General features: G+C 71.7%; 16 protein-coding genes. 10 read left to right on the top strand and 6 right to left on the bottom strand.

Annotated features, from left to right (window positions below):
* The first annotated feature begins 8 nt into the window (after positions 1–8).
* Positions 9–635, top strand: coding sequence for a TetR/AcrR family transcriptional regulator (locus RWH45_RS11985; RefSeq protein WP_315995115.1), 627 nt, complete (start codon positions 9–11; stop codon positions 633–635).
* Here RWH45_RS11985 and RWH45_RS11980 read toward each other — a convergent pair.
* Positions 622–1,617 carry an o-succinylbenzoate synthase gene (locus RWH45_RS11980; RefSeq protein ID WP_315995114.1) on the bottom strand — a complete coding sequence of 332 codons (996 nt, stop codon included), beginning with the start codon at positions 1,615–1,617 and terminating at the stop codon, positions 622–624. The genes RWH45_RS11985 and RWH45_RS11980 overlap by 14 nt on opposite strands.
* A gap of 16 nt (positions 1,618–1,633) precedes the next feature.
* A complete protein-coding gene (locus tag RWH45_RS11975) occupies positions 1,634–1,813 on the bottom strand; it encodes a hypothetical protein (protein WP_315995113.1) in 180 nt (59 codons plus the stop codon).
* Between the two features lie 94 nt (positions 1,814–1,907).
* On the opposite strand from RWH45_RS11975, the gene RWH45_RS11970 reads away from it, so the two are divergent.
* Complete coding sequence (locus RWH45_RS11970; RefSeq protein ID WP_315995112.1) at positions 1,908–2,705, top strand: LLM class F420-dependent oxidoreductase; 798 nt, start codon at positions 1,908–1,910, stop codon at positions 2,703–2,705.
* A 78-nt stretch (positions 2,706–2,783) separates the two neighbouring features.
* On the opposite strand, the gene RWH45_RS11965 is transcribed toward RWH45_RS11970, so the two are convergent.
* Positions 2,784–2,963 carry a hypothetical protein gene (locus RWH45_RS11965; protein WP_315995111.1) on the bottom strand — a complete coding sequence of 60 codons (180 nt, stop codon included), beginning with the start codon at positions 2,961–2,963 and terminating at the stop codon, positions 2,784–2,786.
* Positions 2,964–3,069: 106 nt separating this feature from the next.
* Here RWH45_RS11965 and RWH45_RS11960 point away from each other — a divergent pair, with 106 nt between their 5' ends.
* The 3 genes from RWH45_RS11960 to RWH45_RS11950 all read left to right on the top strand — a co-directional run bounded on the left by RWH45_RS11960 (position 3,070) and on the right by RWH45_RS11950 (position 6,194).
* The gene (locus tag RWH45_RS11960) at positions 3,070–3,972 is read left to right on the top strand and encodes a 1,4-dihydroxy-2-naphthoyl-CoA synthase (RefSeq protein ID WP_315995110.1); all 903 of its coding nucleotides are present in this window, start codon (positions 3,070–3,072) and stop codon (positions 3,970–3,972) included.
* Between the two features lie 16 nt (positions 3,973–3,988).
* Entirely contained in the window at positions 3,989–5,140 is a 1,152-nt protein-coding gene (locus RWH45_RS11955; protein ID WP_315995109.1) for an AMP-binding protein, read from the top strand.
* Between the two features lie 82 nt (positions 5,141–5,222).
* A complete protein-coding gene (locus RWH45_RS11950) occupies positions 5,223–6,194 on the top strand; it encodes a 1,4-dihydroxy-2-naphthoate polyprenyltransferase (RefSeq protein ID WP_315995108.1) in 972 nt (323 codons plus the stop codon).
* A 155-nt stretch (positions 6,195–6,349) separates the two neighbouring features.
* Here RWH45_RS11950 and RWH45_RS11945 read toward each other — a convergent pair whose 3' ends face one another.
* Positions 6,350–6,676, bottom strand: coding sequence for a DUF4229 domain-containing protein (locus RWH45_RS11945; RefSeq protein WP_315995107.1), 327 nt, complete (start codon positions 6,674–6,676; stop codon positions 6,350–6,352).
* A 108-nt stretch (positions 6,677–6,784) separates the two neighbouring features.
* Here RWH45_RS11945 and RWH45_RS11940 point away from each other — a divergent pair, with 108 nt between their 5' ends.
* Together RWH45_RS11940 and menD are read left to right on the top strand one after the other, a co-directional pair.
* Positions 6,785–7,210 (top strand): PLDc N-terminal domain-containing protein, encoded by a 426-nt coding sequence (locus RWH45_RS11940; protein WP_315995106.1) that lies wholly within the window; start codon positions 6,785–6,787, stop codon positions 7,208–7,210.
* A complete protein-coding gene (gene menD, locus RWH45_RS11935; protein WP_437127339.1) occupies positions 7,155–8,999 on the top strand; it encodes a 2-succinyl-5-enolpyruvyl-6-hydroxy-3-cyclohexene-1-carboxylic-acid synthase in 1,845 nt (614 codons plus the stop codon). Before RWH45_RS11940 ends, menD begins: the two co-directional genes overlap by 56 nt.
* A gap of 50 nt (positions 9,000–9,049) precedes the next feature.
* Here menD and RWH45_RS11930 read toward each other — a convergent pair whose 3' ends face one another.
* Positions 9,050–9,550, bottom strand: coding sequence for a MarR family winged helix-turn-helix transcriptional regulator (locus RWH45_RS11930; RefSeq protein WP_315995104.1), 501 nt, complete (start codon positions 9,548–9,550; stop codon positions 9,050–9,052).
* A gap of 89 nt (positions 9,551–9,639) precedes the next feature.
* On the opposite strand from RWH45_RS11930, the gene RWH45_RS11925 reads away from it, so the two are divergent.
* Both RWH45_RS11925 and RWH45_RS11920 read left to right on the top strand, forming a co-directional pair.
* A complete protein-coding gene (locus RWH45_RS11925; RefSeq protein ID WP_315995103.1) occupies positions 9,640–10,569 on the top strand; it encodes an NADP-dependent oxidoreductase in 930 nt (309 codons plus the stop codon).
* 147 nt (positions 10,570–10,716) lie between these two features.
* Positions 10,717–11,574 carry a PPK2 family polyphosphate kinase gene (locus tag RWH45_RS11920; RefSeq protein WP_315995102.1) on the top strand — a complete coding sequence of 286 codons (858 nt, stop codon included), beginning with the start codon at positions 10,717–10,719 and terminating at the stop codon, positions 11,572–11,574.
* A 1-nt stretch (position 11,575) separates the two neighbouring features.
* Here RWH45_RS11920 and RWH45_RS11915 read toward each other — a convergent pair whose 3' ends face one another.
* On the bottom strand, positions 11,576–12,790 hold the full coding sequence (locus tag RWH45_RS11915) for an isochorismate synthase (protein ID WP_315995274.1): 1,215 nt from the start codon (positions 12,788–12,790) through the stop codon (positions 11,576–11,578).
* A 249-nt stretch (positions 12,791–13,039) separates the two neighbouring features.
* Here RWH45_RS11915 and RWH45_RS11910 point away from each other — a divergent pair, with 249 nt between their 5' ends.
* Entirely contained in the window at positions 13,040–13,603 is a 564-nt protein-coding gene (locus tag RWH45_RS11910) for a DUF402 domain-containing protein (RefSeq protein WP_315995101.1), read from the top strand.
* Positions 13,604–13,609: the final 6 nt, after the last annotated feature.

Below are 13,609 nucleotides of genomic sequence, written 5' to 3'. Positions count from 1 at the left end.
GGCCTCGGATGACCGATCCCGCGCCCGCGACGACGCGCCGCCGCGAGAACACACGCGTCCGTCTCATGGATGCCGCAGCCGAGATGTTCGCCGAGGTCGGCATCGACGGAGCGTCGGTCGAGGCCATCTGCGAGCGTGCCGGCTTCACCCGCGGCGCGTTCTACTCCAACTTCGGGTCGAAGGAGGAGCTCTTCCTGGCCCTGTGCGCGCGATCGGCGGAGACGACGATCGCGGCGGTGCGCGCGCGCGTCACATCGATCGAGAGTCGCGGCCTCGAAGACGCCGGCGACGTGCTGCAGCTCGTCCAGGAGGTGCTCGAGGCCACCGGCGAGGACCGGCTGGACGTCCTCCTCGGGGCCGAAACGCGCCTGCAGGCGCTGCGCAACCCGGGTTTCGCCGAGGCCTACCTGGCTCTCAACCAGGGCCTGGGGGAGAGCGTCACCCAGCTCGTCCGTGACATCGCCGCCGCGCGGGGACTCTCGCTCCGCGTTCCTGCGGACGTGGCCACCGATCTTCTGCTGTCAGTGTGGATTTCGACGTCCGAGACGGCGTTGCTCACTCGTCAGGCGCCGTCGGAGTCGCGGTCCGGTCTGGCGGATCGCCTGTCACAGGTGGTCGGCCTCATCCTCGAGTGAGCAGGTCGTGGCAGCGGCCGAGGCGCGCCACCCACCAGTCGCGCCGTTCGTCGTCGGCGGCCACGCGGTCGAGGTCGAGGCCGGTGGGGCGCGGGCGCTCGAGGGAGAGCACCCCACCACGGGCCACAAGGGGGGATGCCACCACGTCGGCGGCGAACAGCGAGGCTGTGCCCAGCCCGCAGTCGTAGGGGAGCGCGGGCAGCGATGCCGCGAGGGCGGCGCCCATCGACAGCCCGATCGAGGTGTCGAGCGCGCTGGAGACGACGACGGGGAGTCCCGCCTGCCGCACGATCTCGCGTGCCGCGTGGACACCGCCGAGGGGCTGCGCCTTGATGACGAGCAGATCCGCCGCGCCGCTGCGCGCGACGCGGAGCGGGTCCGCCGCCTTGCGGACGCTTTCATCGGCGGCGATCGGGATGTCGAGGTAGGCGATGCGTTCCCGCAGCTGCGCGAGCTCCTCGATCTCGGCGCACGGCTGTTCGACGTATTCCAGGTCGAACTCGGCCAGGGCGTGCACGGCCCGTTCCGCCTCGTCGACGTTCCACGCCGCGTTGGCGTCGATGCGCACACGCCCCTCCGGGCCCATGCTCTCGCGCACCGCGCGGACCCGCGCGACGTCGTCGGCGAGGGTCTGCCCGGCCTCGGCCACCTTCACCTTGACCGTCCGGCATCCGTCGTATCGGGCGAGGAGCCCGGCGACCTCGGATGCCGCGACCGCGGGCATCGTCGCGTTCACTCCGACGCCGTCGCGGACCGGGGCGGGGGAGGCCGCCCACCCGTAGTCGACGGCGGCGGCGAGCCAGGTCGCGGCCTCGGTGTCGTCGTACTCCACGAAGGGCGAGAACTCCGTCCATCCCTCCGGTCCCTCGAACACGAGCGCTTCGCGCGTCAGGATGCCGCGGAAACGGGCGGCGAGGGGAAGCGACACCACCCGCGCGGTGGCGAGGATGTCGGCGAGCGGGGGGAGGGCGACGGTGCTCATTCCCTCATCATGGTGCTCAGCGGGGTCCGCCGCCGCCGAACCCGCCGAGCCAGAACGTCTGGCGCTCGACGGTGTAGGAGGAGAGGTCTTTCTGCGCGTCCAACGACTGCTGAGCGTTCTCGGCCTGCTCGTGCGTGCGGCGGGGGCCGAAGACGTAATCGCGCATCCGCGCGAGGATCGACACCTTCTTCGTCATGATGACTCCGATCGTCGTGAACCCTCCACGCTACGTGCGGTCGCCCGCGAGGTCCACCCGTCTCGGCGCCCGGCAGCGGGCATAGGCTGACGCCATGCTCTTCGACACCCCCGTCCGGCTCGGCGTCCAGATCCAGCCGCAGCACGTGCAGTACTCCGACATCCGCGACGCCGTCCTCCGTCTCGAGGAGATGGGCGTCGACGTCCTGTTCAACTGGGACCACTTCTTCCCGCTCTACGGCGATCCCGACGGCGAGCACTTCGAGGCGTGGACGATGCTGGCCGCGTGGGCCGAGCAGACCGAGCGCGTCGAGTTCGGCGCTCTCGTCAACTGCAACAGCTACCGCAATGCCGACCTGCAGGCCGACATGGCCCGCACCGTCGACCACATCAGCAAGAAGGGGGGCGACACCGGTCGCTTCATCTTCGGCACGGGTTCCGGATGGTTCCAGCGCGACTACGACGAGTACGGATACGAGTTCGGCACCGCGGGCTCGCGTCTCAACGCTCTCGCGAGCGACCTCGACCGCATCGCCGACCGATGGGGCAAGCTCAACCCCGCACCCACCCGCGAGATCCCCGTCATGATCGGCGGCAAGGGCGAGCAGAAGACCCTCCGCATGGTCGCCCGTCATGCCCAGATCTGGCACAGCTTCGTCACGCCCGACGAACTGCCCCACAAGTTCGACGTCATTCAGAAGTGGGCCGAGACCGAGCAGCGCGACCTGTCCGACCTCGTCGTCTCGAACGAGCTCAAGGACCGCGACGAGGACGTCGCCGACGCGCTCTTCGACGCGGGAACCCGCCTGTTCACGCTCGGCTTCTCGGGTCCCGAATGGGACTACTCCCTCGTCGAGCGCTGGTTGCGCTGGCGCGACGCGAAGAACGCGTGAGCGCGGGCGCCTCGATCGCTGAGGGCGCCCCACGACGACAGCGGCGCCCCGATCCGATCGGGGCGCCGCTGTCGTCGTTCACGGCTTGAACTGTGCTCCGCCGGACGTGCCCGTCCCGTTCTTCACGGCCTCGCCGGCGTAGTACGCCGTCTCGCTCTGATGGTTCATCGAGCGCCGTGCATCCTCGGACTGGTCGTGTGAGGGGGCACCCAGGAAGTATTCGCGGATGCGGCCCAGAATCGACACCTTCTTCGTCATGCTGACTCCGATCGTCGGGGTTGCCCAGGCTACGGCGCTTCACGGGGTCCGTCCACAGGTGGGCGCCCGCCGGTCCGTGCGGGGCGCCCGCGCGTAGGCTGAAACCGTGACCGTCTCCGAGCTCTTCGACCCCGCGGAATGGACCCTGGCGCCCGGCGCCGAGGGGTACACCGACATCACCGCCCACGTCACCCACGATGGACGCGTCGCGCGCATCGCGTTCGACCGCCCGGAGGTGCGCAACGCCTTCCGTCCGCACACCGTCGACGAGTTGTACCGCGCCCTCGACATCGCGCGGCAGGACCACCGGATCGGCGTCGTCCTGCTGACGGGCAACGGCCCGAGCCAGAAAGACGGCGGGTGGGCGTTCTGCTCCGGGGGCGACCAGCGCATCCGGGGGCGCGACGGCTACAAGTACTCGCACGAAGAGCATGTCGTGCACGACCCGGGCCGCGCCGGTCGTCTGCACATCCTCGAGGTCCAGCGCCTCATCCGGTTCATGCCGAAGGTCGTCATCGCCGTCGTCCCGGGGTGGGCGGCCGGTGGCGGCCACTCGCTCAACGTCGTCTGCGACCTGTCCATCGCCAGCCGCGAGCACGGTCGGTTCAAGCAGACGGATGCCGATGTCGGCTCGTTCGACGCCGGGTACGGCTCCGCCTATTTCGCGCGCCAGATCGGTCAGAAGTTCGCGCGGGAGATCTTCTTCCTCGCCGAGGAGTACTCCGCCGAGCGGGCGTACGAGATGGGCGCGGTCAACCGAGTCGTCGCGCACGCCGATCTCGAACGCGAAGCGCTGTCGATGGCCCGCACGATCCTGACGAAGTCGCCCACCGCGATCCGCATGCTCAAGTACGCCTTCAACGCCGTCGACGACGGGCTCGTCGGCCAGCAGCTGTTCGCCGGAGAGGCGACCCGTCTCGCGTACGGCACCGACGAGGCCGTCGAGGGGCGCGACTCCTTCCTCGAGAAGCGCGAGCCCGACTGGTCCGACGTGCCGTGGCACTACTGATGGCTCGGACCCGCCCGTGAGGCTCGAGCCGCCGGCATCCACGGATCCGCGCGATGTGCTGCGAGCGCTGAGGGCGGCCGTCGTCGGAGCAGGTCCCGCCGTCGCCCTGGGCGGCGGTGCGCTGCCCGACGACGTGCCACCCGGAACCGCCGTCGTCGTGACGACCTCGGGCTCGACCGGTGTGCCGAAGTCGGTCGTGATCAGCCGGAACGCCCTCATCGCGAGCGCGTACGCGACCGCGGCGCGCATCGGGGAGGGGGCGTGGCTGCTGGCCGTGCCGGCGACCTACGTCGCAGGCGTGCAGGTTCTCGTGCGCGCCCTGCTGGCCGATCGCGAGCCCGCGGTCGTCGCGGGGCCCTTCCGCCCCGAGCCGTTCGCCGCGGCGGCGCGCGGAATGGCGTCGCACGACAACGGCGCCCGCGTGCCGACCTACACCTCCCTCGTCCCCGCGCAGCTGCAGCGGTTGGTGGATGCCGCGGACGCCGATCCGACGGTGGCCGAGGCGCTGCGCTCGTTCGAGGCGATCCTCATCGGCGGTCAGGCCCTCGCGCCGTCGGTGGCGGCGCGTGCGGAGGCCCTCGGCGCCCGGATCGTGCGCACCTACGGCTCGAGCGAGACGAGCGGGGGCTGCGTCTACGACGGCGTGCCGCTCGATGGGGTCGGGATGACGGTCGTCGACGGTGAGGTGCTCCTGTCGGGACCCACGCTCGCGGAGGGCTATCTCGGTGACCCCAAGCGCACGGCATCCGTCTTTCCCGTCGGCGCCGACGGCACCCGCTGGTACCGCACGGGCGACGGGGGCGAGATCGTCGACGGCGTGCTGAGCGTGACCGGTCGGATCGACAACGTCGTCGTCTCGGGCGGGGTGAACGTCTCCCTCGACCGGGTGGAGGCGGCGGTGCGAGCCATCGCGGGGCTCGAGGAGGCGGTGGTCGTCCCGATCCCGGATGCCGAGTGGGGACAGGGGTCCGCCGTCGTGGTCCCGGGCATCCCACCGGCCGCGGAGGCCGCGGTCCTCGAGCGCATCCGCGCGGTGGTGGGTTCGTCGATGGGGGCACCGGCGCGTCCGGCGCGGGTCGTCTCGATCGCCGAGCTCCCGACGCTGTCGTCGGGAAAGCCCGACCGAGCGGCGCTGCGCGCCGCGGTCGCGCTCGACTCGCGGGCATGAGCGCGACCCGCGGGCGAGATCGTACGGGCACGGGCACGACGTGCGGACAGGGGCACGACCGGCGGGCATAGGATTGCCCTCCGTGGCAGCACCCTCTCGCAAGCGTTCGCACCCCGCCAAGAAGCGTCGCCCCGGCGGCAACCCGCAGAAGGCGAAGGCGGGTGCGCCGCAGGCCACCGCCCCGGCCACGGCGCGCGACTGGATCGCGGCCGCCCGCCTGCGGACCCTTCCGCTCGCCATCACCCCCGTGTTGATCGGAACGGGAGCGGCGACGCTCGTCGACGAGCGGCTCCACTGGGTGATCGCGCTCGCCTGTCTGGCGGTCGCGTTCGCCCTGCAGATCGGCGTCAACTACGCCAACGACTATTCCGACGGCATCCGGGGGACCGACGACGTGCGCGTGGGGCCCGGACGCCTCACCGGGGGCCGGAAGGCGAAGCCGCGCACGGTGCTGATCGTCGCGCTCGCGTTCTTCGCGCTCGCCGCCGTCATCGGGCTGGCGCTGGTCGTACGCACGGGACAGTGGTGGCTGCTCGCGGTCGGGGCCGTCTGCATCGTCGCCGCGTGGTTCTACACGGGGGGCAAGCGCCCCTACGGCTACAACGCGATGGGCGAGCTCTTCGTCTTCGTGTTCTTCGGCCTCGTCGCCACCCTCGGCACGACGTGGCTGCAGGTGCAGGCGCTACCGCAGGAAGCATGGTTCGGCGCGGTCGCCGCGGGTCTGCTCGCGTGCGCCGTGCTGCTGGCCAACAACCTGCGCGACATCGATCAGGACCGCCTCGCCGGAAAGCGCACGCTGTCGGTGCTGATCGGCCCGCGTCCCACCCAGGTGCTGTTCACGCTCTTCGTGCTCGTCCCGTTCGCGATCGCCGTGTTCCTGGCGTTCGTGTACCCGATCGCCTGGCTGACCCTCATCGCGTTGCTCGGCGGCCTGGCCGCGATCCTCATCGTGTGGACGTACCGCACACCCCGGGAGCTCATCACGGCGCTGCAGGTGACGAGCTTCACGTCCGTCGCCTACGGCGCGCTGCTCTTCTGGGCGTTCGCCGGCTGATCCGGACCCCGCGGGGGTCCGACCGCCCCTTGCGGAGGGGCGCCGTGATCTGCGTCGCCCCGCCGTCGGTCGAGCGCGCCGGTCGGACCGGATGACGGGAGGGGTGCGGGCGTCCGGCCGGGGGTTCCCGTGCGGCCGAGTCGGCCGGTGGGAGCTCAGTCCGCGGCGGGCCGTTGCTCGCGGTCGACGTCGACGCGTGCGGCGTCGACCACCGCGTCTTCGGCATCGGCGTCGGAGTCCGCACCGGAGCGGCGTCCTGTCGTCGTGCTGCGCTGCGTGCGGCGCTCGGCGAGTCCGCCGGTGACCTTCTCGAGGGGGCGGCGGAGGAACAGCAGCGAGAGGCTGAAGCCGATGAGGGCCGCGAAGATCGCCGCGAGCCAGGGGAGCTCCTGGAACACGGGGAACAGCAGCAGGACGCCGAGCGGCACGAGGAACGCGAGCAATCGCAGCACCGTGTAGACGAGGGCCGAACGTGCGCGCATTCATCCATTCTACGGCGGCGGCCTTCGCCTCCTTCCCGGGTCGTTCGACGGTGGGGGATGAGGAAGAGCTCCGGGCCCTCGTCCAGCCGACGCACGTAGAATCGGTCCATGGCACGGCTGCTTCTCATCCTGGCGTTCGTGGCGGTCCTGTTCTGGGTCTACACGATCGTCGACTGCGCTGTGCAACCCCCCTCGCGTCACCGCGGGGTCAGCAAGCCGGCGTGGATGGCCATCGTCATCCTGCTGCCGGTGCTCGGCGGCATCCTGTGGTTCCTCATCGGTCGTGGCCGGGCGAGTCAGACGGTCGTACGTCGCGCCCCCGACGACGACCCCGAGTTCCTCGGGCGCATGACCGCCTCGGCGCGCGCCGAGCAGGACGAGCGCATCCGACGTCTCGAGGAGGAGCTCGCCCAGCTCGACGCCGACGCCGACGAACCGCCGCGCCCGCCCCGCACGACCGACCCGGGTGACACTCCCGATGGCGGCAAGCCCGGCGACGACGACACCCGCGGCCAGCGCGGCACCGTCGGCTGAGCCGCTCGTGACCTCGCCGAACGATCGGTCCGCCGCGCCCTCGACGGATGCGGCCGCCGCGCTGCTCGCCGGTCTCGTCTCCCGTGGCGTGCGGCACATCGTGGTCAGCCCCGGCTCGCGCTCGCAGGCTCTCGCCCTCGTCGCTGCCGAGCTCGAGCGCGCGGGCCTGGTCGCGTTGCACGTGCGCATCGACGAACGCGTCGCCGGCTTCACCGCGCTGGGCATCGGTCGAGAGACCGGGATGCCGGCGGTCGTCGTCTGCACGTCCGGCACCGCCGTGGCCAACCTCGTGCCGGCCGCCCTCGAGGCCCACCATGCCGGCGTGCCGCTGCTGCTGCTGACCGCCGACCGCCCGCCGGAGCTGCGCGGGGTCGGGGCGAACCAGACCACCCGGCAGCCGGGGCTGTTCCGCTCGGCGACCCGGTTCGAGGCCGATCTCGCCGTTCCCGAGGCGGTCGACCACACCGGGGATGACGAGCAGAGCGCAGCTCTCGACCAGGTCGCGGCCGAAGCGCTCGCCGCCTCTCTCGGCGAGGGAGCGCGTGCCGCCGGTCCGGTGCACCTCAACGTGCCCTTCCGCGAGCCCCTCGCCGGCGCCGCCCCGTCGTGGCTCGCCGCGCGGGCGGCATCCCCCGCATCCGACGACGTCGCCGCCGCCGAAGATCCCGACGTGTCCGGCGCGCTGTACCAGGGGGGCGGCGGCATCGGCGTCGCCGACGTCGCGCCCGAGACCGAGGCGGCGCACCCCGTGCCCTCCGGCCCCCGCACCATCGTGGTCGCGGGAGCCGACGCCGGTCCCGCCGCCGAGCAGTTCGCGCACGACGGCGGGTTCCCCCTCGTCGCCGAGATCGTCAGCGGCGCGCGATTCGGCCGCCACGTGGTGCACGGCTACCGCGCTCTGCTGCGCGACCCCGACCTCGGCGGGCGGATCGAGCGCGTCGTGGTGTTCGGTCGCCCGACGCTCAGCCGCGAGGTGACCCGGCTGCTCATGCGCGACGACGTCGAGATCCTCGCGGTGCGCGGACCGGGCGAGCCCGTGAACCTGAACGGCGCGACGGTCGCGGTCGATGCCGTGCGACCGGCGGGCACCGGCGATCGGGCGTGGCTCGGCGAGTGGATGCGCGCTTCGCGCGACGCCGCCGTCGACCTGTCGCCGCCCGCTCCCGACGCCGAGGGGCTGGCATCCGTCGTCCCGTCGGAGCGGCTCGGGGCGATCAACGCCGAGGTCGGCGTGATGCGGGCGCCCGTGGATCGGGCCGCCCTCGTCGACGCGCTGTGGCGGGCCACCTGGCCGCACGACCGTCTGGTGTTCGGCTCGTCGCGCATCGTCCGCGTGGCCGACGAGCTGCTCGGGGGCAAGAAGGTGACCGTGCACTCCAATCGCGGCCTTGCGGGCATCGACGGCACGATCGCCACCGCGACGGGCGTCGCCCTTGCCAGCCAGGTCGACGAGAGACCGGGCGTCACGCGCCTGCTGCTGGGCGATCTCGCCTTCCTGCACGACATGGGCGCGCTGCTGCTGCCGCCGGGGGAGCAGGAGCCGCGCCTGCAGGTCGTGGTCGGCAACGACGGAGGCGGCACGATCTTCGACGGCCTCGAGGTGGCATCCGTCGCCGGCGACGATGCGATGACGCGCGTGCAGTACACCCCCCAGGCCGCGCGTCTCGAGCAGCTCGCCCTCGCCTTCGGATGGGAGTACCACCGCTGCACCACCCGCGTCGCTCTCGATCAGGTGCTGACGGCCCCGAGCGGGGGTCGACAGCTCATCGAGGTGCCTCTGTCGCGCTGACATCCGACACCGCGCGTGCCGTCAGCGGTTCGTGTCGGGGTTCTGCGCTTTTAGCGGCTCGACGCCGACCGGGGCGCGGCTGAGCGGGGCGGATCGGCGCGCAGATGGTCGGCCGCGCGCTGGAGGATGCGGGCGAGATCGTCGATGTCCGCGTCCGTCAAGGACGAGAACAGCAATCGGTGCAGCGCGTCGATGTGGCCGGGGAACACGGCGGCGAGCACGTCCCGCCCGGCCGCGGTGAGGGCGACCACGACGCTGCGTTCGTCGTCGGGCGACGGCGAACGTGTCACCAGTCCGCGCCGCTCCAGCGTCTGCGCCTGGTAGGTCAGGCCGCTGCGGCTGTGCACCAGCTGATCGGCGAGATCGGTCATGCGCAGGCGTCCGTCCTGCGCTTCCCCCAGGGTCGCGAGGAGCTGGAACTGCACGTAGCTCAGCTCGCCGGCATCCCGCAGCTGCTTCTCGACCGCGTGTCGCAGGAGGTTGCTGACCTCGGTGAAGGCGAGGTAGGCGCGCAGCTGCGTGGGACTGACCGTGGATGCGTCGCGGCTCATTCCCCCATCCTAGCGTTGCTTCGAATTCGTAGCAGTGCTAGGGTTCCCATGTTGCTTCGAATACGAAGTATCTGACGAAGGGGAACATCATGAAGGCAATGCGATTCCACGAGATCGGCGGACCCGAGGTGCTGCGCGCAGAGGAGATCCAGCTTCCTGAGCCCGGCGCCGATCAGGTGCGCCTGAGGGTCGCCGCGTCGGCGTTCAACGCCGCGGACAACGGCATGCGGGCGGGATTCCTCCCGATCCCGATCCAGCTGCCCCACGTTCCCGGCTACGACGTCTCGGGCACGGTCGACGCGGTCGGCGAAGACGTCCACGACCTCGCGGTGGGCGACGCGGTGATCGGCTTCCTGCCGATGGAGGACGACGGCGGCGCCGCGGAGTACGTCGTCGCCCCGGCCCGGTCCCTGACCGCTGCTCCTTCCCGGGTGGATCTCGCCAATGCGGCGGCTCTCCCCTCGGTCGCTCTGACCGCGTGGCAGGCACTGTTTGACGAGGGTGGGCTTCAGGCGGGCCAGCGCCTGTTCATCGTCGGGGCCGGCGGCGCCGTGGGGGCTCACGCGATCCGTCTCGCTCGCCGTGCCGGAGCGCACGTCATCGCGACGGCGAGCCCGCGCAGTGCGTCGGCGGTCCGCGCCGCGGGTGCCGACGAGGTCGTCGACCACACCCGCACCATGCTGCGGGACGCGGTCGCCGAGCCGGTCGACGTGCTGCTCAACCTCGCTCCGATCTCCCCCGAGGAATTCACCGCGCTGGTGCCCCTCGTCCGCGACGGTGGCGTGGTCGTCAGCACCACCGCATTCATGACGACCCCCGGCGACGACGAACGCGGCGTCCGTGCGGCGACGGTGTTCGTCCGCCCGAACTCGGCCCGTCTCACCGAGATCGTCCGGCTCGTCGACGCGGGTGACCTCACGGTGGACGTCACCCGCCGCATCCCGCTCAGCGACCTGCCCGCTCTGCACGCGGAGGCGGCCGAGGGGCGCATCGCCGGCAAGGTCATCGTCGTACCCTGACGCGTGTTCCGAGTCGCAGCAGGGGTGATGATCGCGTTCATCGGCGGACCGAGCGCCGATTCGCCCCCGCCGGTGGCTCCGTCCCGCGCAGAGGTCGATCCCGTCAACCTCTCGCATCGATCCCGGATGCCACGGCACCATGTCGGGATGAGCAGAAGCCAGAGATGGTCCACGCCCGCCGCCGACGCCCTGCGCGTCGACCCGGGGTTCCGCCTCGCCGACATCGACACGCGGTCGACGCCCGGCTACGACGGAGACAAGGACGACGGCAAGGCCGATCTCGATGCCGGCCGGGAGCCGCTGGAGGACCTGCAGGAGCGACTCTTCGCGGAGAGCGTGGCCGGCACGGCCACGGGGTCGGTGCTGCTGGTGCTGCAGGCGATGGACACCGCGGGCAAGGGCGGGATCGTGCGCCACGTCGTCGGCGCGGTCGACCCGCAGGGTGTCGAGCTCGCGTCGTTCAAGAAGCCCACGGCCGAGGAGCTCGCGCACGACTTCCTGTGGCGCATCGAGAAACGCCTGCCGAACACCGGCCACATCGGGGTGTTCGACCGTTCGCACTACGAAGACGTCCTCATCGGACGCGTGCGTTCCCTCGCGCCGGCGGATGAGATCGACCGCCGCTACGGCGCCGTCGTCGCCTTCGAGGCGCAGGCGGCCGAGATGGGCATCCGGGTGGTGAAGGTGATGCTGCACATCTCGAAGGACGAGCAGCGCGAGCGCCTGGCGAAGCGGCTCGAGCGCCCCGACAAGCACTGGAAGTACAACCCCTCCGACGTGGACGAGCGCGAGCTCTGGGACGACTACATGGACGCCTATCAGGTCGCCATCGAGCGCACGTCGACACCGGTCGCGCCGTGGCACGTCGTCCCGGCCGACCGCAAGTGGTACGCCCGCCTCGCCGTGCAGCAGCTGCTGATCGACGCGTTGGTCGACATCGATCCGCAGTGGCCCGCGGCCGACTACGACGTCGAGGTGGAGCGCCGGCGTCTCGCCGAGTCCTGACTCAGGCCAGAGCCTCGACGATGGGACGGAATTTCACGCGCGTCTCCAGCAGCTCCGACTCCGGGACGCTGTCGGCCACGATGCCCGCCCCCGCGTAGGCGGTGATCGGCGCGGTGGGCGACGACGGAGCCGCGCGGTCGATCTGGGCGCACCGCAGCGCGATCGCCCACTCGCCGTCGCCCGAGGCCCCCGTCCAGCCGACCGCTCCGGCGTACCGGCCGCGGTCGAAGGGCTCGAGGCGGCGGATGACTTCCATCGCCGCGGTCGTCGGCGTTCCCGCGACGGCCGCGGTGGGGTGCAGCACCGAGAGCAGATCGAGCGACGAGGCATCTTCGCTCAGCACCCCCTCCACGTCGGTGGCGAGGTGCCAGACGTTCGGGAGCTTGAGGGTGAAGGGCTGGTCCTCGGCCGCGAGCGACGACGTGTGGGGCGCGAGGGCCTTGAGCACGCTCTGCACCGCGAAGCGGTGCTCGTCCTGGTCTTTCGTGCTCCGCGTGAGACCGACGGATGCCGCGACGTCGGCGTCGGCGTCTCCTCCGCGCGCGACGGTCCCGGCGAGCACGCGTGCGGTCACGGTGCCCTTCGACACGGTCACCAGCGTCTCCGGGCTCGCGCCGATGAGACCGTCGACGGCGAACACCCAGCAGTCGGGGTAGCCCTCGAGCAGCGACCTCACCAGGCGGCGGAGGTCGGACCCCGCGGGCACCGTCCCCGCGATGTCGCGGGCCAGCACGACCTTGGCCACCTCGCGGGCGCCGATCGCCTCGATCGCCTGGCGGACGGCATCCTGGTACTTCTCGGCCGTCTGCCGACCGGGGCCCAGGGTCGCCGACCAGTGCGGACCGAAGGGGGAGCGCGGCGGAAGTTCGGGTTCGGGCTCGTCGGGGGTGTCGTCGAAAGCGAGGCGCGTGACCCACGCGCGGCCGCTGTGGCGCCCGACGATGGTCCCCGGCACGCGGAGCACGTTCTCGCGCTCGGACTGCGGGTCGAAGACGAAGGATCCGAAGGCGACGAGTCCGGTGCCCGGCAACTGCACCGGATCGTCGACCTCGGCGGCCGCCGCGATCGCGCGCCAGCGCTCGGAGATCGTCGCGTCGCCCGGCTGCGCGCCGGTGTAGCGCAGCGTCAGCAGGTCGCCGAAGGCGGCCAGCGATTCGCCGCGACGGCTCCAGAACAGCGGGTCGTACGGCGTCGTGTACGCCAGCACGTCGTCCATCGGGGCCAGCTCTCGTGTCACCACGCGCAGGCGCGGCACGACGTCATCCGCGGGTTCGAGCACGTCTTTCAGCGTAGACCCGCGCTCCTCGCCCCGGCGGTGCGCGGTCTCCGGATGCTACGGCGTCGAGGGGACGCGGCCGAGATGGTCGCGCCGGCGGGTGTCCGGCGCCCCAAACGGAGATGTCCTGCGCCGTGGCTCGCGTGGAGACCAGAGCCCGGCGCCGCGGTGCGATTTAGACTCCGGAACATGGATAACCGTCCCGCTCCCGGCACCCGCCTGCTCTTCGAATGGCGCAAGTGGGACGGTTCGCCGCACTGGGTGCAGGACAGCGTGTACCTCGGCTCCGACGAATGGGGCGAGTGGTTCGGTCAGCAGGTGGGCTGGCGCAGCGCGCGACCGGGGGCGGAGTTCGTGTGCCGGCAGCCGAACGTGACCCTCGTTCCCGCGAGTGGGGATTGGGCCTTCACGCACAACGCCGACCCCCACCCGGTCGCCGTCTACATCGACCTCGCGTGGGACGTGCGCTGGCGCGACGACGGTGTGCCCCGGGGCATCGACATGGACCTCGACGTGGTGCGCCGCACCGACGAACGCGGCACCTGGATCGACGACCGCGACGAGTGGGACGAGCACCGCGTGCGGTACGGCTACCCCCTCGACATCGTGGAGCACCTGGATGCCACGGCGAGCGACCTCGAGCGACGCGTGCGCGATCGCGAGGCGCCGTTCTCGGACGACGTCACGGGTCCCTGGCTGGAACGCCTGGCGGCGCTGGCAACCCCCGGCGACGACGACCCGGCGCGCGCCTAGACTCGA

This window comes from Microbacterium galbum (assembly GCF_032464915.1).
GTDB classification, from domain to species: Bacteria; Actinomycetota; Actinomycetes; order Actinomycetales; family Microbacteriaceae; genus Microbacterium; species Microbacterium galbum.
The sequence above is the reverse complement of the archived record's forward strand: the minus strand, read 5'-3'. Positions and strand labels throughout refer to the sequence as shown.